The organism is Brevundimonas sp. DS20, from assembly GCF_001310255.1.
In the GTDB taxonomy this organism is placed as follows: Bacteria; Pseudomonadota; Alphaproteobacteria; order Caulobacterales; family Caulobacteraceae; genus Brevundimonas; species Brevundimonas aurantiaca.
The window spans coordinates 2,287,141-2,299,920 of the sequence record NZ_CP012897.1 but is presented as its reverse complement, the minus strand read 5'-3'; the positions used below and the strand labels follow the sequence as shown (position 1 = coordinate 2,299,920).

The following is a 12,780-nucleotide window of genomic DNA, read 5'->3' as shown; positions in this document are numbered from 1 at the left end:
CAACTTGACCATGGGAATTTATTCCGCTTCAGCAGGCCGAAATAGCGAGAATACTTGACTTTGTCGGAGGGGCTTCTATATCGCCCCCAGCCTCGGGACAGGTCTGCGATCCGCGCCGCCCGCTCGCCCAAAGAGGGGCGGTTCCGTCGCTGCTATGCACGCAGACGCTTTTCGTCCCAAGGATTCATGACAGAATTTTCCCAACTGGGCCTTTCGCCCACGACCCTGCAAGCGGTCGCCGACACCGGCTATACGACCGCCACCCCCATTCAGGAACAGGCGATCCCCGTCGCCCTCGCCGGCCGCGACGTCCTGGGCATCGCCCAGACCGGGACGGGCAAGACCGCCGCCTTCACCCTGCCCCTGGTCGAGCGCCTGGCCTCGGGCCGCGCCCGTGCCCGGATGCCGCGCGCCATCGTGCTGGCCCCGACCCGCGAACTGGCCGACCAGGTCGCCGAGAGCTTCGCCAAATACGCCAAGGGCACCAAGCTGAGCTGGGTGCTGCTGATCGGCGGCGTCTCCATGGGCGACCAGGTGGCGGCGCTGAACAAGGGCGTCGACGTCCTGATCGCCACTCCGGGCCGCCTGCTCGACCTGTTCGAACGCGGCAAGATGCTGCTGACGGGCGTCGAGATCATGGTCGTCGATGAAGCCGACCGGATGCTCGACATGGGCTTCATCCCCGACATCGAACGGATCTTCAAACTGACGCCGCCGCGTCGCCAGACCCTGTTCTTCTCGGCCACCATGCCGCCGGAGATCACCCGCCTGACGACCGCCTTCCTCAAGGATCCGACCCGGATCGAGGTCTCGCGTCCCGCCCAGACCGCCGACACCATCACCCAATATCTGGTTCGCATCCCCACCAGCGACCCCAAGGCCAAGCGCACCGCTCTGCGGGCCATGATCGAGCGGTCGGACGTCAAGAACGGCATCGTCTTCTGCAACCGCAAGTCGGAAGTCGATATCGTCGCCAAGTCGCTGAAGACTCATGGCTTCGACGCCGCCCCCATCCATGGCGACCTGGATCAGTCGCACCGGATGAAGACCCTGGCCGACTTCCGTTCGGGGGCGCTGAAGATTCTGGTGGCGTCCGACGTCGCCGCGCGCGGTCTGGACATTCCCGACGTCAGCCACGTCTTCAACTACGACGTCTCGCACCACGCCGACGACTATGTGCACCGCATCGGCCGCACGGGCCGGGCCGGCCGTCTGGGACAGGCCTTCATGATCGTGACCCCGGCCGACGACAAGTCGCTGGATAAGGTGCTCAAGCTGATCAAGAAGGAGCCGGAGGAGTTGGTCCTGGACGGCGTCGATTTCGACACGACCAAGAAGCCCGCCCAGCGCGATGACAAGGGCGGACGCGAAAGAACCGGCCGCGGTGGGACGCGATCAACGGACAAGACGGAACAGGCCGTCGTGGCGTCTGCGGAAATCCCGACCGAAGCGCAGACCGCCGAGGCTCCGGCCCGCTCTCGCAGCCGCCGCAAGACCAAGCCGGAGGCCGCGCCTCCGCCAGCGGTCGAGGCGACCCTCTCCGAGCCGGTTTCTGTCGATTCGGATCGTCCCGCCCGTGCGGAACTCGAGCCTCAACTGCGCCAGTCCGATCGCCGCGGCGAACGCCGGCCGGAGGAGCGCGAGCGGACCGGGGTCAAGGGTTTCGGCGACGACATACCCGCCTTCCTACGCCGACCGGTGATCATTCACGGCTGATCCCCGCTGATTTACGCCCTCTCCCCGTCTGCTGTTTACCCGGTGTTACGGATAGACATCTAATGTCCTGCGAAACTCTAGAAGGGGGTTGGAGCGTAGAATGACGGCCGAGCTGGAGACGACGGTCAGAGGGCCTCAGGCTTACGCCTTCGCGCACCATGTCATCGACGAGATGGAAAAGGCCGGCGTCTGGCCTACCCGACTGAACTTCGAGCTCTGGCTTCATTACCTTGACGACCGCGAGAGCCCGCTCGCCTGCGAGATCGACCGGCTCCTGGCCGCGTCGGCAATCATATCGGACGAGGTGTCCGAGCGGCTCGCCGCAGAATTCCTGCCGCGCGGCCGCTTGTCGGAGCAGATTCGCGACGCCGGCGCCGTGCTGGACCGGGAACTGGCCAGCGTCGCCAACGCCATCGCCAAGGCCCATAAGACCCAGGCGGACTATGGCGACACCCTGGCGGATGCGTCCAACACTATTGAAGCCGCCGGCGCCGCCTCGCCGCTGAAAGCGCTGGTCGGCGGCCTGTCGACGGCGACCAAACGCGCGCGGCGCGAAACCGCCGTCCTGGAAAAGCGGCTGGAGACCTCCAACAAGGAAATCGCGCGACTACGCGAGCATCTGGAAGAGGTCCGGCGCGAAGCGATGACCGACGCCCTGACCAGCCTGGCCAACCGCAAGGCCTTCGACGAGCGGTTGGAACAGTCCTGTGCGTCTGGCGATGCGCCGCTGATCCTGGCGATCATCGACATCGACCACTTCAAACGGTTCAACGACACTTGGGGCCATCAGACGGGCGACCAGGTTTTGCGCTATGTCTCGACCGTCCTGTCTCGCTTCAGCGGCGGAAATCGCTTCGTCGCCCGCTTCGGCGGTGAAGAGTTCGCCATCCTTTTCCCCGGCGAGGGTGCGGGGACGGTTCTGGCGGCGCTGGAGACCATCCGCGAAGAGGTTGCGTCCCGAGCCTTGCGGCGTCGCTCGACCAACGACGATCTGGGCAAGGTGACGCTTTCGGCCGGCTTTGCCGACTATCGGCCGGGAGAAAGCCCCGCCGCCCTTCTGGAGCGCGCGGACGCGGCGCTTTACGCCTCCAAGCGCGGGGGTCGCAATCGCGTCACGCGGGCGCCCGCCCTCGAAAACGCGGCTTGAGGGCATGACATCGCGGCCAGCTGCGCAATAATCGATCCATGCGCAGCTTTTCATTCAACGTCGCCTACTGGATTCTCTCGATCGCCTATGGCTTGGCCGCCGCCTTCGCGGCGCTTGCCCCCGGGCGGGGCCCGACTGGCTGGGTCATCCGCCGCTACGTCCGACGCATGGTGCAGGCCATGGCCCTCTTCGCCGGCATCCGCCTGGACGTGCGGGGCAAGGAACGGCTGCCAGAAGGCGCCTTCATCATCGCCTCCAAGCACCAGAGCTGGGGCGACGGCTTCGCGACCTATGATCAGTTCGACGATCTGGCTTTCGTCACCGGCGACCACCTGGAAAAATTTCCCCTGCTCGGCGGCGTTCTGAAAAAGCTTGGGGCGATCGTGGTCAACAGTTGCGGCGGCCACGAAGCGCGTCAGGCGCTCGCAACCCGCGCCGCCCAGGCCAGGGCTGAAAACCGCAAGATCCTGATCTATCCTGAAGGTCACCTCGCCCCGGTCGGACAGAAATACCGCTATCGCTCAGGTGTCTGGCATATGTATCGCGACTTCGACATGCCGGTCGTGCCGCTGGCCACCAACCTCGGCCTCTTCTGGCCCGAAGAGAAGTACGAGAAGCATCCAGGCACGGCCACGCTCGAGTTTCTGGACCCCATTCCAGTCGGCCTGGACAAGGACGAGTTCCTGGCGCGCCTGGAAGCCGTGATCGAAGCGCGCACGGCCGAGCTGGTGGCAGAGGCCACAGGCGCCCCCCTGTCGCCGGCGGTGCTGGTCGATACGCCCGCCTAGAGGTCCAGCAACAGGCGCAGACGGTTCTTGGCAAGTTGTCGTCGTTTTCGAACCAGTTCGCGACTGATGTTCAGATGGGCGGCGATCCGATCATCCCCCCAATCGTCCAGGTGAAGCCGCAAGGGTTCGACCAGTGCGGCCGGCAGGGCGTTCATGGCCTTGCCCCAGGCGGCGTCTCGCTCTTGTTGCGACAGGGCCTCTTCCGGCGACGGCGCCGCCCTGACCCAGGCCGCCGCAGTCGGCGGCGGCAGATCGGCGTCCCCTGTCTGTATAGGGATTCGGTTGGCGTTCTGGCGATGCAGGTCCATGCAGGTGTTGTGCAGTATACGCACCAGCCAAGCTCGGGGATTCTCCACCGGTTGCCGCTGAAAAGCCTGGGCGGCCCGCACCATGGCGGCGCTCAGCGCATCCTCGGCGTCGGCGCGATTTCCGCCGGACAGACGAAGACTTCTCTGCCGCAGGGCTGTCTGATGCGCCATCCAGATGGCCCAGAACCGATCCATGGAGGCCGGCCGCTCCAGGGATCGAGCGATGACCTCCGTCGGCGTCAGCGGCGAAGCGGCGCGCCGCCCTCCGGCCGCCCTGGCCAGAACATCGACCGGCGAAGGCTGGGCCGGCTGTAATCCCCGACGCAAGCCTCGTTCGGTTCGGGCCGGCGACTTGGCGATCTGTTCGATCTCCTGGGTTTCCTTTTCTGGAAACAGGCGGACAACATTCATCTTCCCGACCCCTCTGTCCCATCGGGCTGAAGTCGGCCGCCGACGCACCGATCCGACCTTGGCGGAGAAGCGCGCCGCCCGCCGTCTATGCGACGTCGCCGCCCCATCACCCCCGCGATACAACTTAAACGGGTTTCCCGGAGTTTTGTGAAGCGTGCGATCCGAATTCGAGGGAAATCAGATCAGCTGTGCGTCGCCTCGGCCGATAGAGCCGCCCCCTCTTCTGTCTCGGCCGCGCGCGCCAGCATCGCGCAGATGGCGAGATCCAGCTGTCGCGTCACCTCCTGCGCAATGATCGCCCGCAGGGCATCGACGATCTCGCGACTGACCTGGGCGGACGGCCCAAGCGCCGCGCGGCGCATCTCCTCCGGCATGGCCGCCAAGCGCTGGTCCGCCACGGCCTTCCTCAACTGTTCGCGTTGATCGGCGAAACTGTCGACGGCTTGGTGCTTCTGCGCCGAGATGGCGTCATACAGATGCTGGCCCGCCCCTTCCGTCACGAGGTCTTGTCCTTATCGGCGGCGGGCAGGCCCAGGGCGCGCTCGACCTGTCCCTTCAGCTGGTTGATCATCTCGTCGCTGAACTTGGCCACCTGACCGGCCGCCGGATCTTGCAGCTTCAGAAGATCCGGCAGCTGAGTGCCGGCCAGGTTGAACATTTCGATCACCATCTGTTGCGCCGCCAGAACAATGGGATCGCGCGCCGGCGCCGGGGGGGCGTCCGGCTCGACGCCGGCGTCATCGTTCGTCATGGGGCGCCTCAGTCCTTGTCGCCGGACGCCGGGACGAAGGTGGTCTTGGCGACCAGTTCGCCTTCCTCAATATCGGTCAGCAGGCCCTTGGCCTTGACCATCAGCTTGGCGGCCCATGAGGCGTAGGGGTCGTCGAGAAGCGGCTCCTGCATCTGATAGAGGATGGCCACAACCGTTTCCGACGCGCGGCGCAGGTCCAGGTAGCGTTCCTGGCTGGCGGCGAAGGAGGGTCGCGACAAGCCGTCTCCGGCCTCCTCGCTCCAGTCTTCCATTGCGCGCTGCGTCTCCCATTCCAGGGCTTCCGCTTCCTGAATCACGGCCTGGGCGTCGCTCTTTGCGGACAGGGTCAGTCGGCTCACGATAGTCTCCTTTGTTTGGCTTCAGTTCTTGGGGAAGCTCTCGACGGCCTTGGTGACGGACTCCGCCGCCAGACCGGCTGCGATGGGGGCGGCGAACGCGCTGACCAGGGCCATGGCGTAGGCGACCAGGGCCGGTTCGTTCAGGCCGCCGGAGGCCAGCATCATCGCCATCGCCTTGCCTTGGACGGTGGTGCTGATCGACATCACATTGCGCTGGTAATCGGCCGCGTCCTGAACCGCCAAGGCTGCGGCTTGGGTCGCCTTGTCATAGGCTATGGCCCCGCCGGCAGAGACGCGGCTGGCGCTGGACGGCGTGCCGGCGTCCAGGGGCGCAAAGCCCATGGCCCAGTTGGTCGAGGTCTGGACGGCGTCCTTGATCTGGCTGTTGACGGCGGGTTCGCTCACGGCGCGGCTGCTTTCGTTTCAGGAGGGCCCGGCGCTATTTGTGCGCGGCGTTCATGATCATGGTGACGGCGCTTGAGGTGACGGCGTTGCCGATCTGCTGCAGCCCGCCCTGCGCCTGCTGAGCGTTCTGCATGGCCAGGGAAATGGAGTGAGCCATGCTCTGATAGACCAGGGCCATGGACTGGGCGGGCGCCTCGCCCAGCACCTTGACGTTGGTCTGGGTGACGGCGTCGGTGACCTGAGAATTGACGGGCGTATCGGCGGCCATGGTTCAGATCCTGACAAATCTAGAGTTTCAGCATTTTCAGAGCGACGAGCAGCATCACGGCGGTCTCCAAAGTGTTCGAAGCCGGCGGGCGCGCCGCAACGCGAGCGGTGGCCGCCGCCGAGACGAGGCCGCCCATCTCATAGACCTGCATCACCCCCTGGTTGGTCGCCGCCTGGGCGCAGATGGAGGCCTGGCGCTGGGCTTGAACCGCATTTTGGAAGACGATGGCCGTCGAATGGGCGGCGCTCTGGTAGATCGAGCCCATGGCCACCGTCGAAGCGGAGCCCAGAACCATCATGTTCTGTTGCGTCACCGCATCGGTGATTCGGCTGTTGACGGCGAGTGAATAGGCCATGCCTCAGGCCACCGGGATTTCGAGAATCTTGGCGATCAGGGCGCCGACCGCCGCATTGTTGATCTGCTGCATGCCGCCCTGGGCCTGGCTGGCGTTCTCCACCGACAAGCTGGTGGCGTGGGCCACCGCCTGAACGGCGATCGCCACAGCCTCCGCCGGACCTTCGCCCAGAACCTTGACGTTGGTTTGGGTCACGGCATCGGTGATCTGCGCATTGACGGTGTCGGTCATAAGCCTTCCCCCTCTTTCAGATGCTCAGGTGACGACGGGCGCGCCATACATGGGCGACGGCGCCTGAGCATGGGTCTGCGAAACGGCGCGGACGCCCATGTCCGCCGCGCGGGCGGCGCGCATCGGCTGCATCTCGGCCAGGCTGGTCGCCAGCTGCCGCAGTTGCAGGGTCGACAGTTCGGCCGCGTGTTGGCTGGACGCCGCCAGGCGCGCGGCGAAGGCGTCGGCCGAGGCCATGATGGTGATCAGGCTGGCGTTGCAGACCCCCGCCCCGCCGCACAGCACCAGAAGGTCATCCCGGCAGGCGGCCGAACCCCGCAGGTCCGGCGATCGCGTCTCCTCCTGCGTCATTCGAACGGCTCCTCTCGACGCGGATTGATGTCTGGCCAGGGCACGAAGGACGGCTTGTCCATCAGGGCGTTGACGCAGTTCATCGTCGCCACCATGCCCAGGATGTTGGTCGTCTGCTGATGGGCCACGGCGTTGTGGTACATCAGCCCGCTGGCCTGATTGGCGGCGACCAAACTCTGCATCGCCGCAAAGCTGGGTCCCGAGCCGATAACCGTCAGCAAGGTGCTGGCCACCGAATCGGCGATCGGCGCGGTGGCCGGATTGCGGCTGAGCTCCAGGGCGAGCTTGAGGATGTCCTCATAGTCGCCGAGGTTGGGCGAGCCCTTGTCGGCGCCGCCGCTCTTGTTGCTGGCCTCGGACACGTCGTCCTCCCAAGGGTGGCGCGGCGGGCGCCGGGGCCCGACCGCAACGATGGCGGATTACGACAGTCGACGCTCGCCGGCCGCGTCGCCCGTCAGCCGATCTCAGACCTGGGTGGCGCGCAGGGCCGTGAGCAGCGACAGCAGGTTGTCGGGGGTGTCCGACTGGCTGATCTTGCTGGCCGCCACGGCGCCGGCCATGGTGTCCACGCTGTAGATCTGGATCACGCCCTGGTTGGTCGCGGCCTGTCCGGCGATCGCCAGCTGCTGCTGCGAGGAGGCGGAGTTCTCGTAGAGAATGCCGGTCGAGTGGGCGAGCGACTGGTAGATCGCGCCCATGGCCATGGCCGGGGCGTCGCCCAGAACCTTGACGTTGGCCTGGGTGACGGCGTCGGTGATCATGCCGTTGACGGGAGTGGGAAGCGCCATGTCTCAAATCCTTCTTTCAGTGCGAGGGTGAAGCGTCAGGAGACGCCGGCGCCGGGGCCGACGGCGCGCAGGGCGGTCAGCAGGGACAGCATATTGTCGGGGGTGTCGGACTGGGCGATCTTCGAGGTCGCCACGGCCCCGGCCATGGTGTCCACGCTGTAGATCTGGATGACGCCCTGGTTGGTGGCGGCCTGCGCCGCGATCGCCAGCTGCTGCTGCGACGAAGCGGCGTTTTCGTACAGAATGCCCGTGGAATGGGCCAGCGACTGGTAGATCGCGCCCATGGCCATGGCCGGGGCGTCGCCCAGGACCTTCACATTGGCCTGGGTTACAGCGTCGGTGATCTGACCGTTCACCGGAGTTGGAATAGCCATCAGTTCTCTCCTTACCCGTTGGATCGAGGCCCGTTTTGAGGAAGGTCGCCTTGCCCCGCTGAAGCGCGACCTCACGGCCTTGACGATTGAGCGCTCAAGTCGTGAACCACCTTCAGTTGATTTTCTCGCCCTGAGGCTGGCCGATTGAAAATACCCGCCCAAGTTTCACAGGACGCCGTCGGCCACGTCGGGTGTGCGGGACGCCACCGCTCGCGTCGCAGTCTTCCGGGGCGCGGCTCTGACGCGGGAGTGGTGGGCCAGACCGTGCAATCGGGACCGGGAGCATCCCATCATGTCGAGAGCGCTCAACCTGTTGTTGCTCGGTCGTATGGTCGAAGGCCGTTCGGTCCGTCCCTCAGCCACCGCGCCCTTCTCCGGCGTCGCCCGACCGGCGAGCGCCAATGCGGAAGCGACACCTATGCCGATCTCCACCGCCAACTTCATGGATCTGGTCACCCAATGGGCCAGCGCCAACGTCAATCGAATCCGCCTGGTCTGGCCGCTCGCCGGCGGTTGGGAGGCCTGGGCCCAGGCCGAAATCGCCGGCCACATCAACGCCAATGTCCAGGACGCCTGGATCGAGCGCGAAGCCTATGTCTATCCCGACCGGGCGCGCGCCGACTTCCTGGTCAACAACCCTTTCGAAAACCCGTCCTCGGACGAGATTGTGGTCGAGATGAAGTGCGAGTCGCTCCGCAACTGGGCCGGCTTCATCGACGGCCTGCGGTACGACACCTGGAAGCTGAACGGTCCGATGCGGCTGGGGCTGGGGGGCGCCAGGAAGATCTCGCTCGGCCTGTTTTTCTCTCCGGAATCGGAAGAGCAGCTCGCCATGCTGACCGGATATGAGATCCGCTACACGCCCCATCGCGAGATCGGCATCGCCTTCCTCGTCGCCTGAACCGCGTCAAGCCTGGGATCTGGAGCGACGCTCCAGATCCTACAGCCGGCCCGCCTCGCCCAGCTTGTCCAGCATCCACACCCGCGCCGGCGGCAGGGGCCGGTTCTGCGGGTGGAAGACGAACTGCTCCAGGAAATGCCCGGTCAGATCGAAGCCCGCCTTGACGTCGCCCTCGTCCACGCCGGCCTGGGCGCCCAGCATGAAGGGCGGCAGGGCCAGCATCTTGTCGGCATAGGGGGCGCCGGCCGCGCGGCTGACGGCGCGGCCTGTGCGGGGGCTGACATAGATCAGGTCGTCCGTGACGCCGGTCGCCGCACATTTCGACAGATCCAGCCCGAAGCCCAGGTCCTCCAGCAGCCCCGCCTCGAACCGGACGAAGACCGCCGGCCAGACCTCGGGCCAGGCGAAGGCCGCCATCAGGGCCTCAAAGGCCAGGAAGACGCCCGGATGCGGCTCGCGCTCCGGCAGGGCGCCCTGGGCCACGCCCGCCGCCGCCGCCAGGCCGGTCAGGGCCAGGGCGTCGTCGAACAGGGCGCTCGGCCCCTCTCCCACCGGCTCTAGCCGCGCTGCGCCCAGATGATCCGAGGTTCGGGCCCGATAGTCGGCCACAACCCGCGCTCCCGCTTGCAGAAACGGCCGCATCTTCCGCGACGCCCCGCCCGCCACATAGGCCGCGCGCCGCCCATGGGTCTCGGTCAGCAGATCCACCACGGCGCCGGTGTCGCCATGGCTGCGCGCCGACAGGACGAAGGCCTCTTCGTGGAAATCCATCAGTCGGCGGCGTCGGACTTGATGAGCGCGACCACCGCCCGCGCACGGTCGTTCGGCACGGTGAAGCTGAGCACATATTGCTCGATCTTCCACTCGCCTTCAGGACTGGTCCGCCGCAGCAGGCCGGATCCCCGCAGGGCGCCGTAGCTGTCGTTGTCCAGCTTCTCGTCGAACCAGGCCACGTCGCCCGACACGATCAGAGTGCGGTCAGAGGGCCGATAGGTCCAGCCCTGGCCGCGGGCGAACACCGGCTCGGCGTAGGCTTTGAACGCGGCAATATCCCAATGTTCCAAAGCGTCGGTCCCCACGAACCGGGCGGTGTCGCTGAACTGGGCGAAGTAGGTCGCCCCGTCCGCCTGCGCCGCAGCCTGGTGCATCCGGTCCAGGGGCGCGGCCGCTGCGTCCGCATCCCCTTTCGTGGTCGCGCCGATACTGTCGCTCCCCGCCGACGGCGCCGTCGGCGGGGGCGGCGCGGCTTGAAGGGCGAGGACGGCGAACAGGGCGATGATCATGCCGCCCGTTCTAGTCCTGTTCTCAGCTTTCGGGAACGGGGTAGGTGTCGGGCCTCAGAACACGGGCCAGGGCCAGCAGATTGCGCGCGGCGTTCCGGCCCACCCGATCGGAATAGTCATGGCCCTGATCCGTCTCGACATAGTCGGGACCGGCGCCCGGCCCCAGGTGCCAGTAGGTCCAGCTCTGCGCCGGCATGGTGAAGCCCATGTCGATCAGGGCCTGGGACACGGTGGCGACGATATGGTGCGCGCCGTCCTCATTGCCGGTGATGACGATGCCGCCCACCTTGCCGAAGGCGACGGGCCGGCCGCTGTCGTCCGTTTCCCCGAACAGGGCATCCATCCGCTCCAGGGCCCTCATACAGACGCTCGACATCTGGCCGACCCAGGTCGGGGTGGCGAAGACGACGATGTCGGCCGCCATAATCTTGGCGTGAACCGAGGGCCAGTCGTCGCCTTCGCCCTCGTCCGTCCTCACGCCCGGCTTGAGGTTCAGATCCACCAGCCGGACCAGCTCGACCTCGGCGCCGCCCTTTTCCAGCTCCGCGATCACCACCCGGGCGAGGGCCTCGGTGCTGGACGTCTGGGGCGAAGGTTTCAGGGTGCAGTTCAGAACGAGCGCTCTCATGGGGATCCTTTCCGTCGTTTTCTGGCAAACCGGCGGGGCCTTGAGGCGTTCCATCGAGGCGTGGCGGGTTTGACGAAGATCAGGGACGCCTGGGCCGATCTAGACCAAGGTCGAATGGATCGCCTTCAAGGCGCCGCCTAACCGAGACGCTGAAGGCCCTCCCCGGCCGTAACCCTGAAGAGTTCATGTCGCGCATCCGTTGTTCGTCCCTGCGTTCCAAGCTTATGTCGGCCGAAGACGCCGCCGCCCTGATCCCTCCAGGCTCCACGGTGGGCATGAGCGGCTTCACCGGCTCCGGCTATCCCAAGCTTGTCCCCCCGGCCCTGGCCCGGCGGATCGAGGCGGCGCATGACGCGGGCTCCCCCTTCCGGCTGAACCTGTGGACCGGCGCCTCTACCGGACCCGAGCTGGACGGCGCCCTGGCCAAGGCCGACGGCATCGAACGGCGTCTGCCCTACAACTCCGACCCCATCGCCCGCGAGAAGATCAACTCCGGCCAGATGGACTATCTGGACATGCACCTCAGCCACCTGGCCCCCATGGTCTGGCAAGGCGTGCTGGGCAGCCTCGACACGGCCGTGATCGAGGTTTCGGCCATCAAGGAGGACGGCTCCCTGGTCCCCTCCTCGTCGATCGGCAACAACAAGACCTGGCTGGACCGGGCCGAGCGCGTGATCCTCGAGGTCAACGCCTGGCAGAACCCCGCCCTGGAGGGGATGCACGACATCTATTACGGCACCGCCCTGCCGCCCAATCGGGTGCCCATCCCCCTGACCCGCCCCGACCAGCTGATCGGCCAGCCGACCCTGCGCTGCGACCCGGACAAGATCGTCGCCATCGTCGAGACCGAGGCGCCGGACCGCAATCTGCCCTTCGCCGCCCCGGACGCCAACGCCCGCGCCATCGCCGGCCATCTGATCGAATTCCTCAAACATGAGGTGAGGGTGGGCCGCCTGCCCGCCGGCCTGTTGCCGCTCCAGTCGGGCGTCGGAAATGTCGCCAACGCCGTCCTGGCGGGCCTGATGGACAGTCCGTTCGAGCGGATGGCCGCCTATACGGAGGTCATCCAGGACGGCATGCTGGACCTGCTGGACGCCGGAAAGCTGACCGTCGCCTCCGCCACCGCCTTCTCCCTCAGCCCTGAGGCGGCGGCCGATCTCAACAGCCGGATGGAGCAGTTCCGCGGCAAGATCATCCTGCGCCCCCAGGAAATCTCCAACCACCCCGAGCTGATCCGCCGCCTGGGCTGTATCGCCATGAACGGCCTGATCGAGGCCGACATCTACGGCAACGTCAACTCGACCCAGGTCATGGGCTCGCGCATCCAGAACGGCATCGGCGGTTCGGGCGACTTTTCGCGCAACGCCTTCATCTCGTGTTTTGTGACCCCCTCGACGGCCAAGGGCGGCGCCATCTCGGCCATCGTCCCCATGGCGAGCCACGTCGACCACATCACCCAGGACGTCCAGGTCATCGTCACCGAACAGGGCCTGGCGGACCTGCGCGGCCTGTCGCCGAAACAGCGCGCCCGGCTGATCATCGCCCAGTGCGCCCACCCCAGATACCGCGACGGACTGACCGACTATTTCGAGCGCGCGCTGAAGGGCTCCTACGGTCTCCAGTCGCCGCATCTGCTGAACGAGGCCCTGTCCTGGCATCAGCGCTATATCGACACTGGGTCCATGCTTCCGGCCTGAGGAAGCGGGTCGGATCACT

Annotated in this window: 20 protein-coding genes; 5 read left to right on the top strand and 15 right to left on the bottom strand. The window is 66.4% G+C overall.

What is annotated here, in order from left to right; genetic code table 11:
- The first annotated feature begins 186 nt into the window (after positions 1-186).
- From JL11_RS11305 to JL11_RS11295, 3 genes are all read left to right on the top strand, one after another.
- The gene (locus JL11_RS11305; RefSeq protein WP_054765748.1) at positions 187-1,716 is read left to right on the top strand and encodes a DEAD/DEAH box helicase; all 1,530 of its coding nucleotides are present in this window, start codon (positions 187-189) and stop codon (positions 1,714-1,716) included.
- A 100-nt stretch (positions 1,717-1,816) separates the two neighbouring features.
- The gene (locus JL11_RS11300; protein ID WP_054765747.1) at positions 1,817-2,863 is read left to right on the top strand and encodes a GGDEF domain-containing protein; all 1,047 of its coding nucleotides are present in this window, start codon (positions 1,817-1,819) and stop codon (positions 2,861-2,863) included.
- A gap of 38 nt (positions 2,864-2,901) precedes the next feature.
- On the top strand, positions 2,902-3,651 hold the full coding sequence (locus JL11_RS11295; protein WP_054765746.1) for a lysophospholipid acyltransferase family protein: 750 nt from the start codon (positions 2,902-2,904) through the stop codon (positions 3,649-3,651).
- Here JL11_RS11295 and JL11_RS11290 read toward each other — a convergent pair.
- The 12 genes from JL11_RS11290 to JL11_RS11235 all read right to left on the bottom strand — a co-directional run bounded on the left by JL11_RS11290 (position 3,648) and on the right by JL11_RS11235 (position 8,252).
- Positions 3,648-4,370 (bottom strand): RNA polymerase sigma factor, encoded by a 723-nt coding sequence (locus tag JL11_RS11290; RefSeq protein ID WP_054765745.1) that lies wholly within the window; start codon positions 4,368-4,370, stop codon positions 3,648-3,650. The two genes, JL11_RS11295 and JL11_RS11290, sit on opposite strands and share 4 nt — an antisense overlap.
- Positions 4,371-4,552: 182 nt before the next feature.
- A complete protein-coding gene (locus JL11_RS11285) occupies positions 4,553-4,870 on the bottom strand; it encodes a hypothetical protein (RefSeq protein ID WP_054765744.1) in 318 nt (105 codons plus the stop codon).
- The gene (locus tag JL11_RS11280; protein ID WP_054765743.1) at positions 4,867-5,121 is read right to left on the bottom strand and encodes a hypothetical protein; all 255 of its coding nucleotides are present in this window, start codon (positions 5,119-5,121) and stop codon (positions 4,867-4,869) included. The genes JL11_RS11285 and JL11_RS11280 overlap by 4 nt, the downstream gene beginning before the upstream one ends.
- A gap of 8 nt (positions 5,122-5,129) precedes the next feature.
- Entirely contained in the window at positions 5,130-5,480 is a 351-nt protein-coding gene (locus JL11_RS11275) for a hypothetical protein (RefSeq protein WP_054765742.1), read from the bottom strand.
- Positions 5,481-5,501: 21 nt separating this feature from the next.
- Positions 5,502-5,885 carry a hypothetical protein gene (locus tag JL11_RS11270; RefSeq protein ID WP_054765741.1) on the bottom strand — a complete coding sequence of 128 codons (384 nt, stop codon included), beginning with the start codon at positions 5,883-5,885 and terminating at the stop codon, positions 5,502-5,504.
- 34 nt (positions 5,886-5,919) lie between these two features.
- Positions 5,920-6,153, bottom strand: a complete 234-nt coding sequence (locus JL11_RS11265) for a RebB family R body protein (protein ID WP_054765740.1) — start codon at positions 6,151-6,153, stop codon at positions 5,920-5,922.
- Between the two features lie 19 nt (positions 6,154-6,172).
- Positions 6,173-6,508 (bottom strand): RebB family R body protein, encoded by a 336-nt coding sequence (locus JL11_RS11260; RefSeq protein ID WP_054765739.1) that lies wholly within the window; start codon positions 6,506-6,508, stop codon positions 6,173-6,175.
- Between the two features lie 3 nt (positions 6,509-6,511).
- On the bottom strand, positions 6,512-6,739 hold the full coding sequence (locus JL11_RS11255) for a RebB family R body protein (protein WP_054765738.1): 228 nt from the start codon (positions 6,737-6,739) through the stop codon (positions 6,512-6,514).
- Between the two features lie 24 nt (positions 6,740-6,763).
- A complete protein-coding gene (locus JL11_RS11250) occupies positions 6,764-7,090 on the bottom strand; it encodes a hypothetical protein (RefSeq protein ID WP_054765737.1) in 327 nt (108 codons plus the stop codon).
- Positions 7,087-7,452: a RebB family R body protein gene (locus JL11_RS11245; RefSeq protein ID WP_054765736.1), complete on the bottom strand. Its 366-nt coding sequence runs from the start codon at positions 7,450-7,452 to the stop codon at positions 7,087-7,089. The genes JL11_RS11250 and JL11_RS11245 overlap by 4 nt, the downstream gene beginning before the upstream one ends.
- Positions 7,453-7,554: 102 nt before the next feature.
- Entirely contained in the window at positions 7,555-7,878 is a 324-nt protein-coding gene (locus tag JL11_RS11240; protein ID WP_054765735.1) for a RebB family R body protein, read from the bottom strand.
- 35 nt (positions 7,879-7,913) lie between these two features.
- Positions 7,914-8,252 carry a RebB family R body protein gene (locus JL11_RS11235; RefSeq protein ID WP_054765734.1) on the bottom strand — a complete coding sequence of 113 codons (339 nt, stop codon included), beginning with the start codon at positions 8,250-8,252 and terminating at the stop codon, positions 7,914-7,916.
- A 292-nt stretch (positions 8,253-8,544) separates the two neighbouring features.
- Between JL11_RS11235 and JL11_RS11230 the strand changes: the two genes are divergently transcribed.
- Positions 8,545-9,153, top strand: a complete 609-nt coding sequence (locus tag JL11_RS11230; RefSeq protein ID WP_152950246.1) for a hypothetical protein — start codon at positions 8,545-8,547, stop codon at positions 9,151-9,153.
- A 39-nt stretch (positions 9,154-9,192) separates the two neighbouring features.
- Here JL11_RS11230 and recO read toward each other — a convergent pair whose 3' ends face one another.
- Genes recO through JL11_RS11215 form a run of 3 tightly spaced genes read right to left on the bottom strand, consistent with a single transcriptional unit; the run spans position 9,193 to position 11,064 of the window.
- The gene (gene recO, locus JL11_RS11225) at positions 9,193-9,924 is read right to left on the bottom strand and encodes a DNA repair protein RecO (RefSeq protein WP_054765732.1); all 732 of its coding nucleotides are present in this window, start codon (positions 9,922-9,924) and stop codon (positions 9,193-9,195) included.
- Entirely contained in the window at positions 9,924-10,436 is a 513-nt protein-coding gene (locus JL11_RS11220) for a nuclear transport factor 2 family protein (RefSeq protein WP_082382691.1), read from the bottom strand. Before JL11_RS11220 ends, recO begins: the two co-directional genes overlap by 1 nt.
- Before the next feature lie 22 nt (positions 10,437-10,458).
- Positions 10,459-11,064 (bottom strand): flavodoxin family protein, encoded by a 606-nt coding sequence (locus tag JL11_RS11215; protein ID WP_054765731.1) that lies wholly within the window; start codon positions 11,062-11,064, stop codon positions 10,459-10,461.
- 185 nt (positions 11,065-11,249) lie between these two features.
- Here JL11_RS11215 and JL11_RS11210 point away from each other — a divergent pair, with 185 nt between their 5' ends.
- Positions 11,250-12,761: an acetyl-CoA hydrolase/transferase family protein gene (locus JL11_RS11210; protein WP_054765730.1), complete on the top strand. Its 1,512-nt coding sequence runs from the start codon at positions 11,250-11,252 to the stop codon at positions 12,759-12,761.
- Positions 12,762-12,780 lie beyond the last annotated feature (19 nt).

Coding starts and splice junctions, on each gene's coding strand:
- JL11_RS11300 (WP_054765747.1), top strand. CDS start 1,817: ATGACGGCCGAGCTGGAGACGACGGTCAGAGGGCCTCAGGCTTACGCC.
- JL11_RS11230 (WP_152950246.1), top strand. CDS start 8,545: ATGTCGAGAGCGCTCAACCTGTTGTTGCTCGGTCGTATGGTCGAAGGC.
- JL11_RS11305 (WP_054765748.1), top strand. CDS start 187: ATGACAGAATTTTCCCAACTGGGCCTTTCGCCCACGACCCTGCAAGCG.
- JL11_RS11250 (WP_054765737.1), bottom strand. CDS start 7,090: ATGACGCAGGAGGAGACGCGATCGCCGGACCTGCGGGGTTCGGCCGCC.
- JL11_RS11215 (WP_054765731.1), bottom strand. CDS start 11,064: ATGAGAGCGCTCGTTCTGAACTGCACCCTGAAACCTTCGCCCCAGACG.
- JL11_RS11255 (WP_054765738.1), bottom strand. CDS start 6,739: ATGACCGACACCGTCAATGCGCAGATCACCGATGCCGTGACCCAAACC.
- JL11_RS11290 (WP_054765745.1), bottom strand. CDS start 4,370: ATGAATGTTGTCCGCCTGTTTCCAGAAAAGGAAACCCAGGAGATCGAA.
- JL11_RS11265 (WP_054765740.1), bottom strand. CDS start 6,153: ATGGCCGCCGATACGCCCGTCAATTCTCAGGTCACCGACGCCGTCACC.
- JL11_RS11280 (WP_054765743.1), bottom strand. CDS start 5,121: ATGACGAACGATGACGCCGGCGTCGAGCCGGACGCCCCCCCGGCGCCG.
- JL11_RS11210 (WP_054765730.1), top strand. CDS start 11,250: ATGTCGCGCATCCGTTGTTCGTCCCTGCGTTCCAAGCTTATGTCGGCC.
- JL11_RS11240 (WP_054765735.1), bottom strand. CDS start 7,878: ATGGCGCTTCCCACTCCCGTCAACGGCATGATCACCGACGCCGTCACC.
- JL11_RS11260 (WP_054765739.1), bottom strand. CDS start 6,508: ATGGCCTATTCACTCGCCGTCAACAGCCGAATCACCGATGCGGTGACG.
- JL11_RS11295 (WP_054765746.1), top strand. CDS start 2,902: ATGCGCAGCTTTTCATTCAACGTCGCCTACTGGATTCTCTCGATCGCC.
- recO (WP_054765732.1), bottom strand. CDS start 9,924: ATGGATTTCCACGAAGAGGCCTTCGTCCTGTCGGCGCGCAGCCATGGC.
- JL11_RS11220 (WP_082382691.1), bottom strand. CDS start 10,436: ATGATCATCGCCCTGTTCGCCGTCCTCGCCCTTCAAGCCGCGCCGCCC.
- JL11_RS11235 (WP_054765734.1), bottom strand. CDS start 8,252: ATGGCTATTCCAACTCCGGTGAACGGTCAGATCACCGACGCTGTAACC.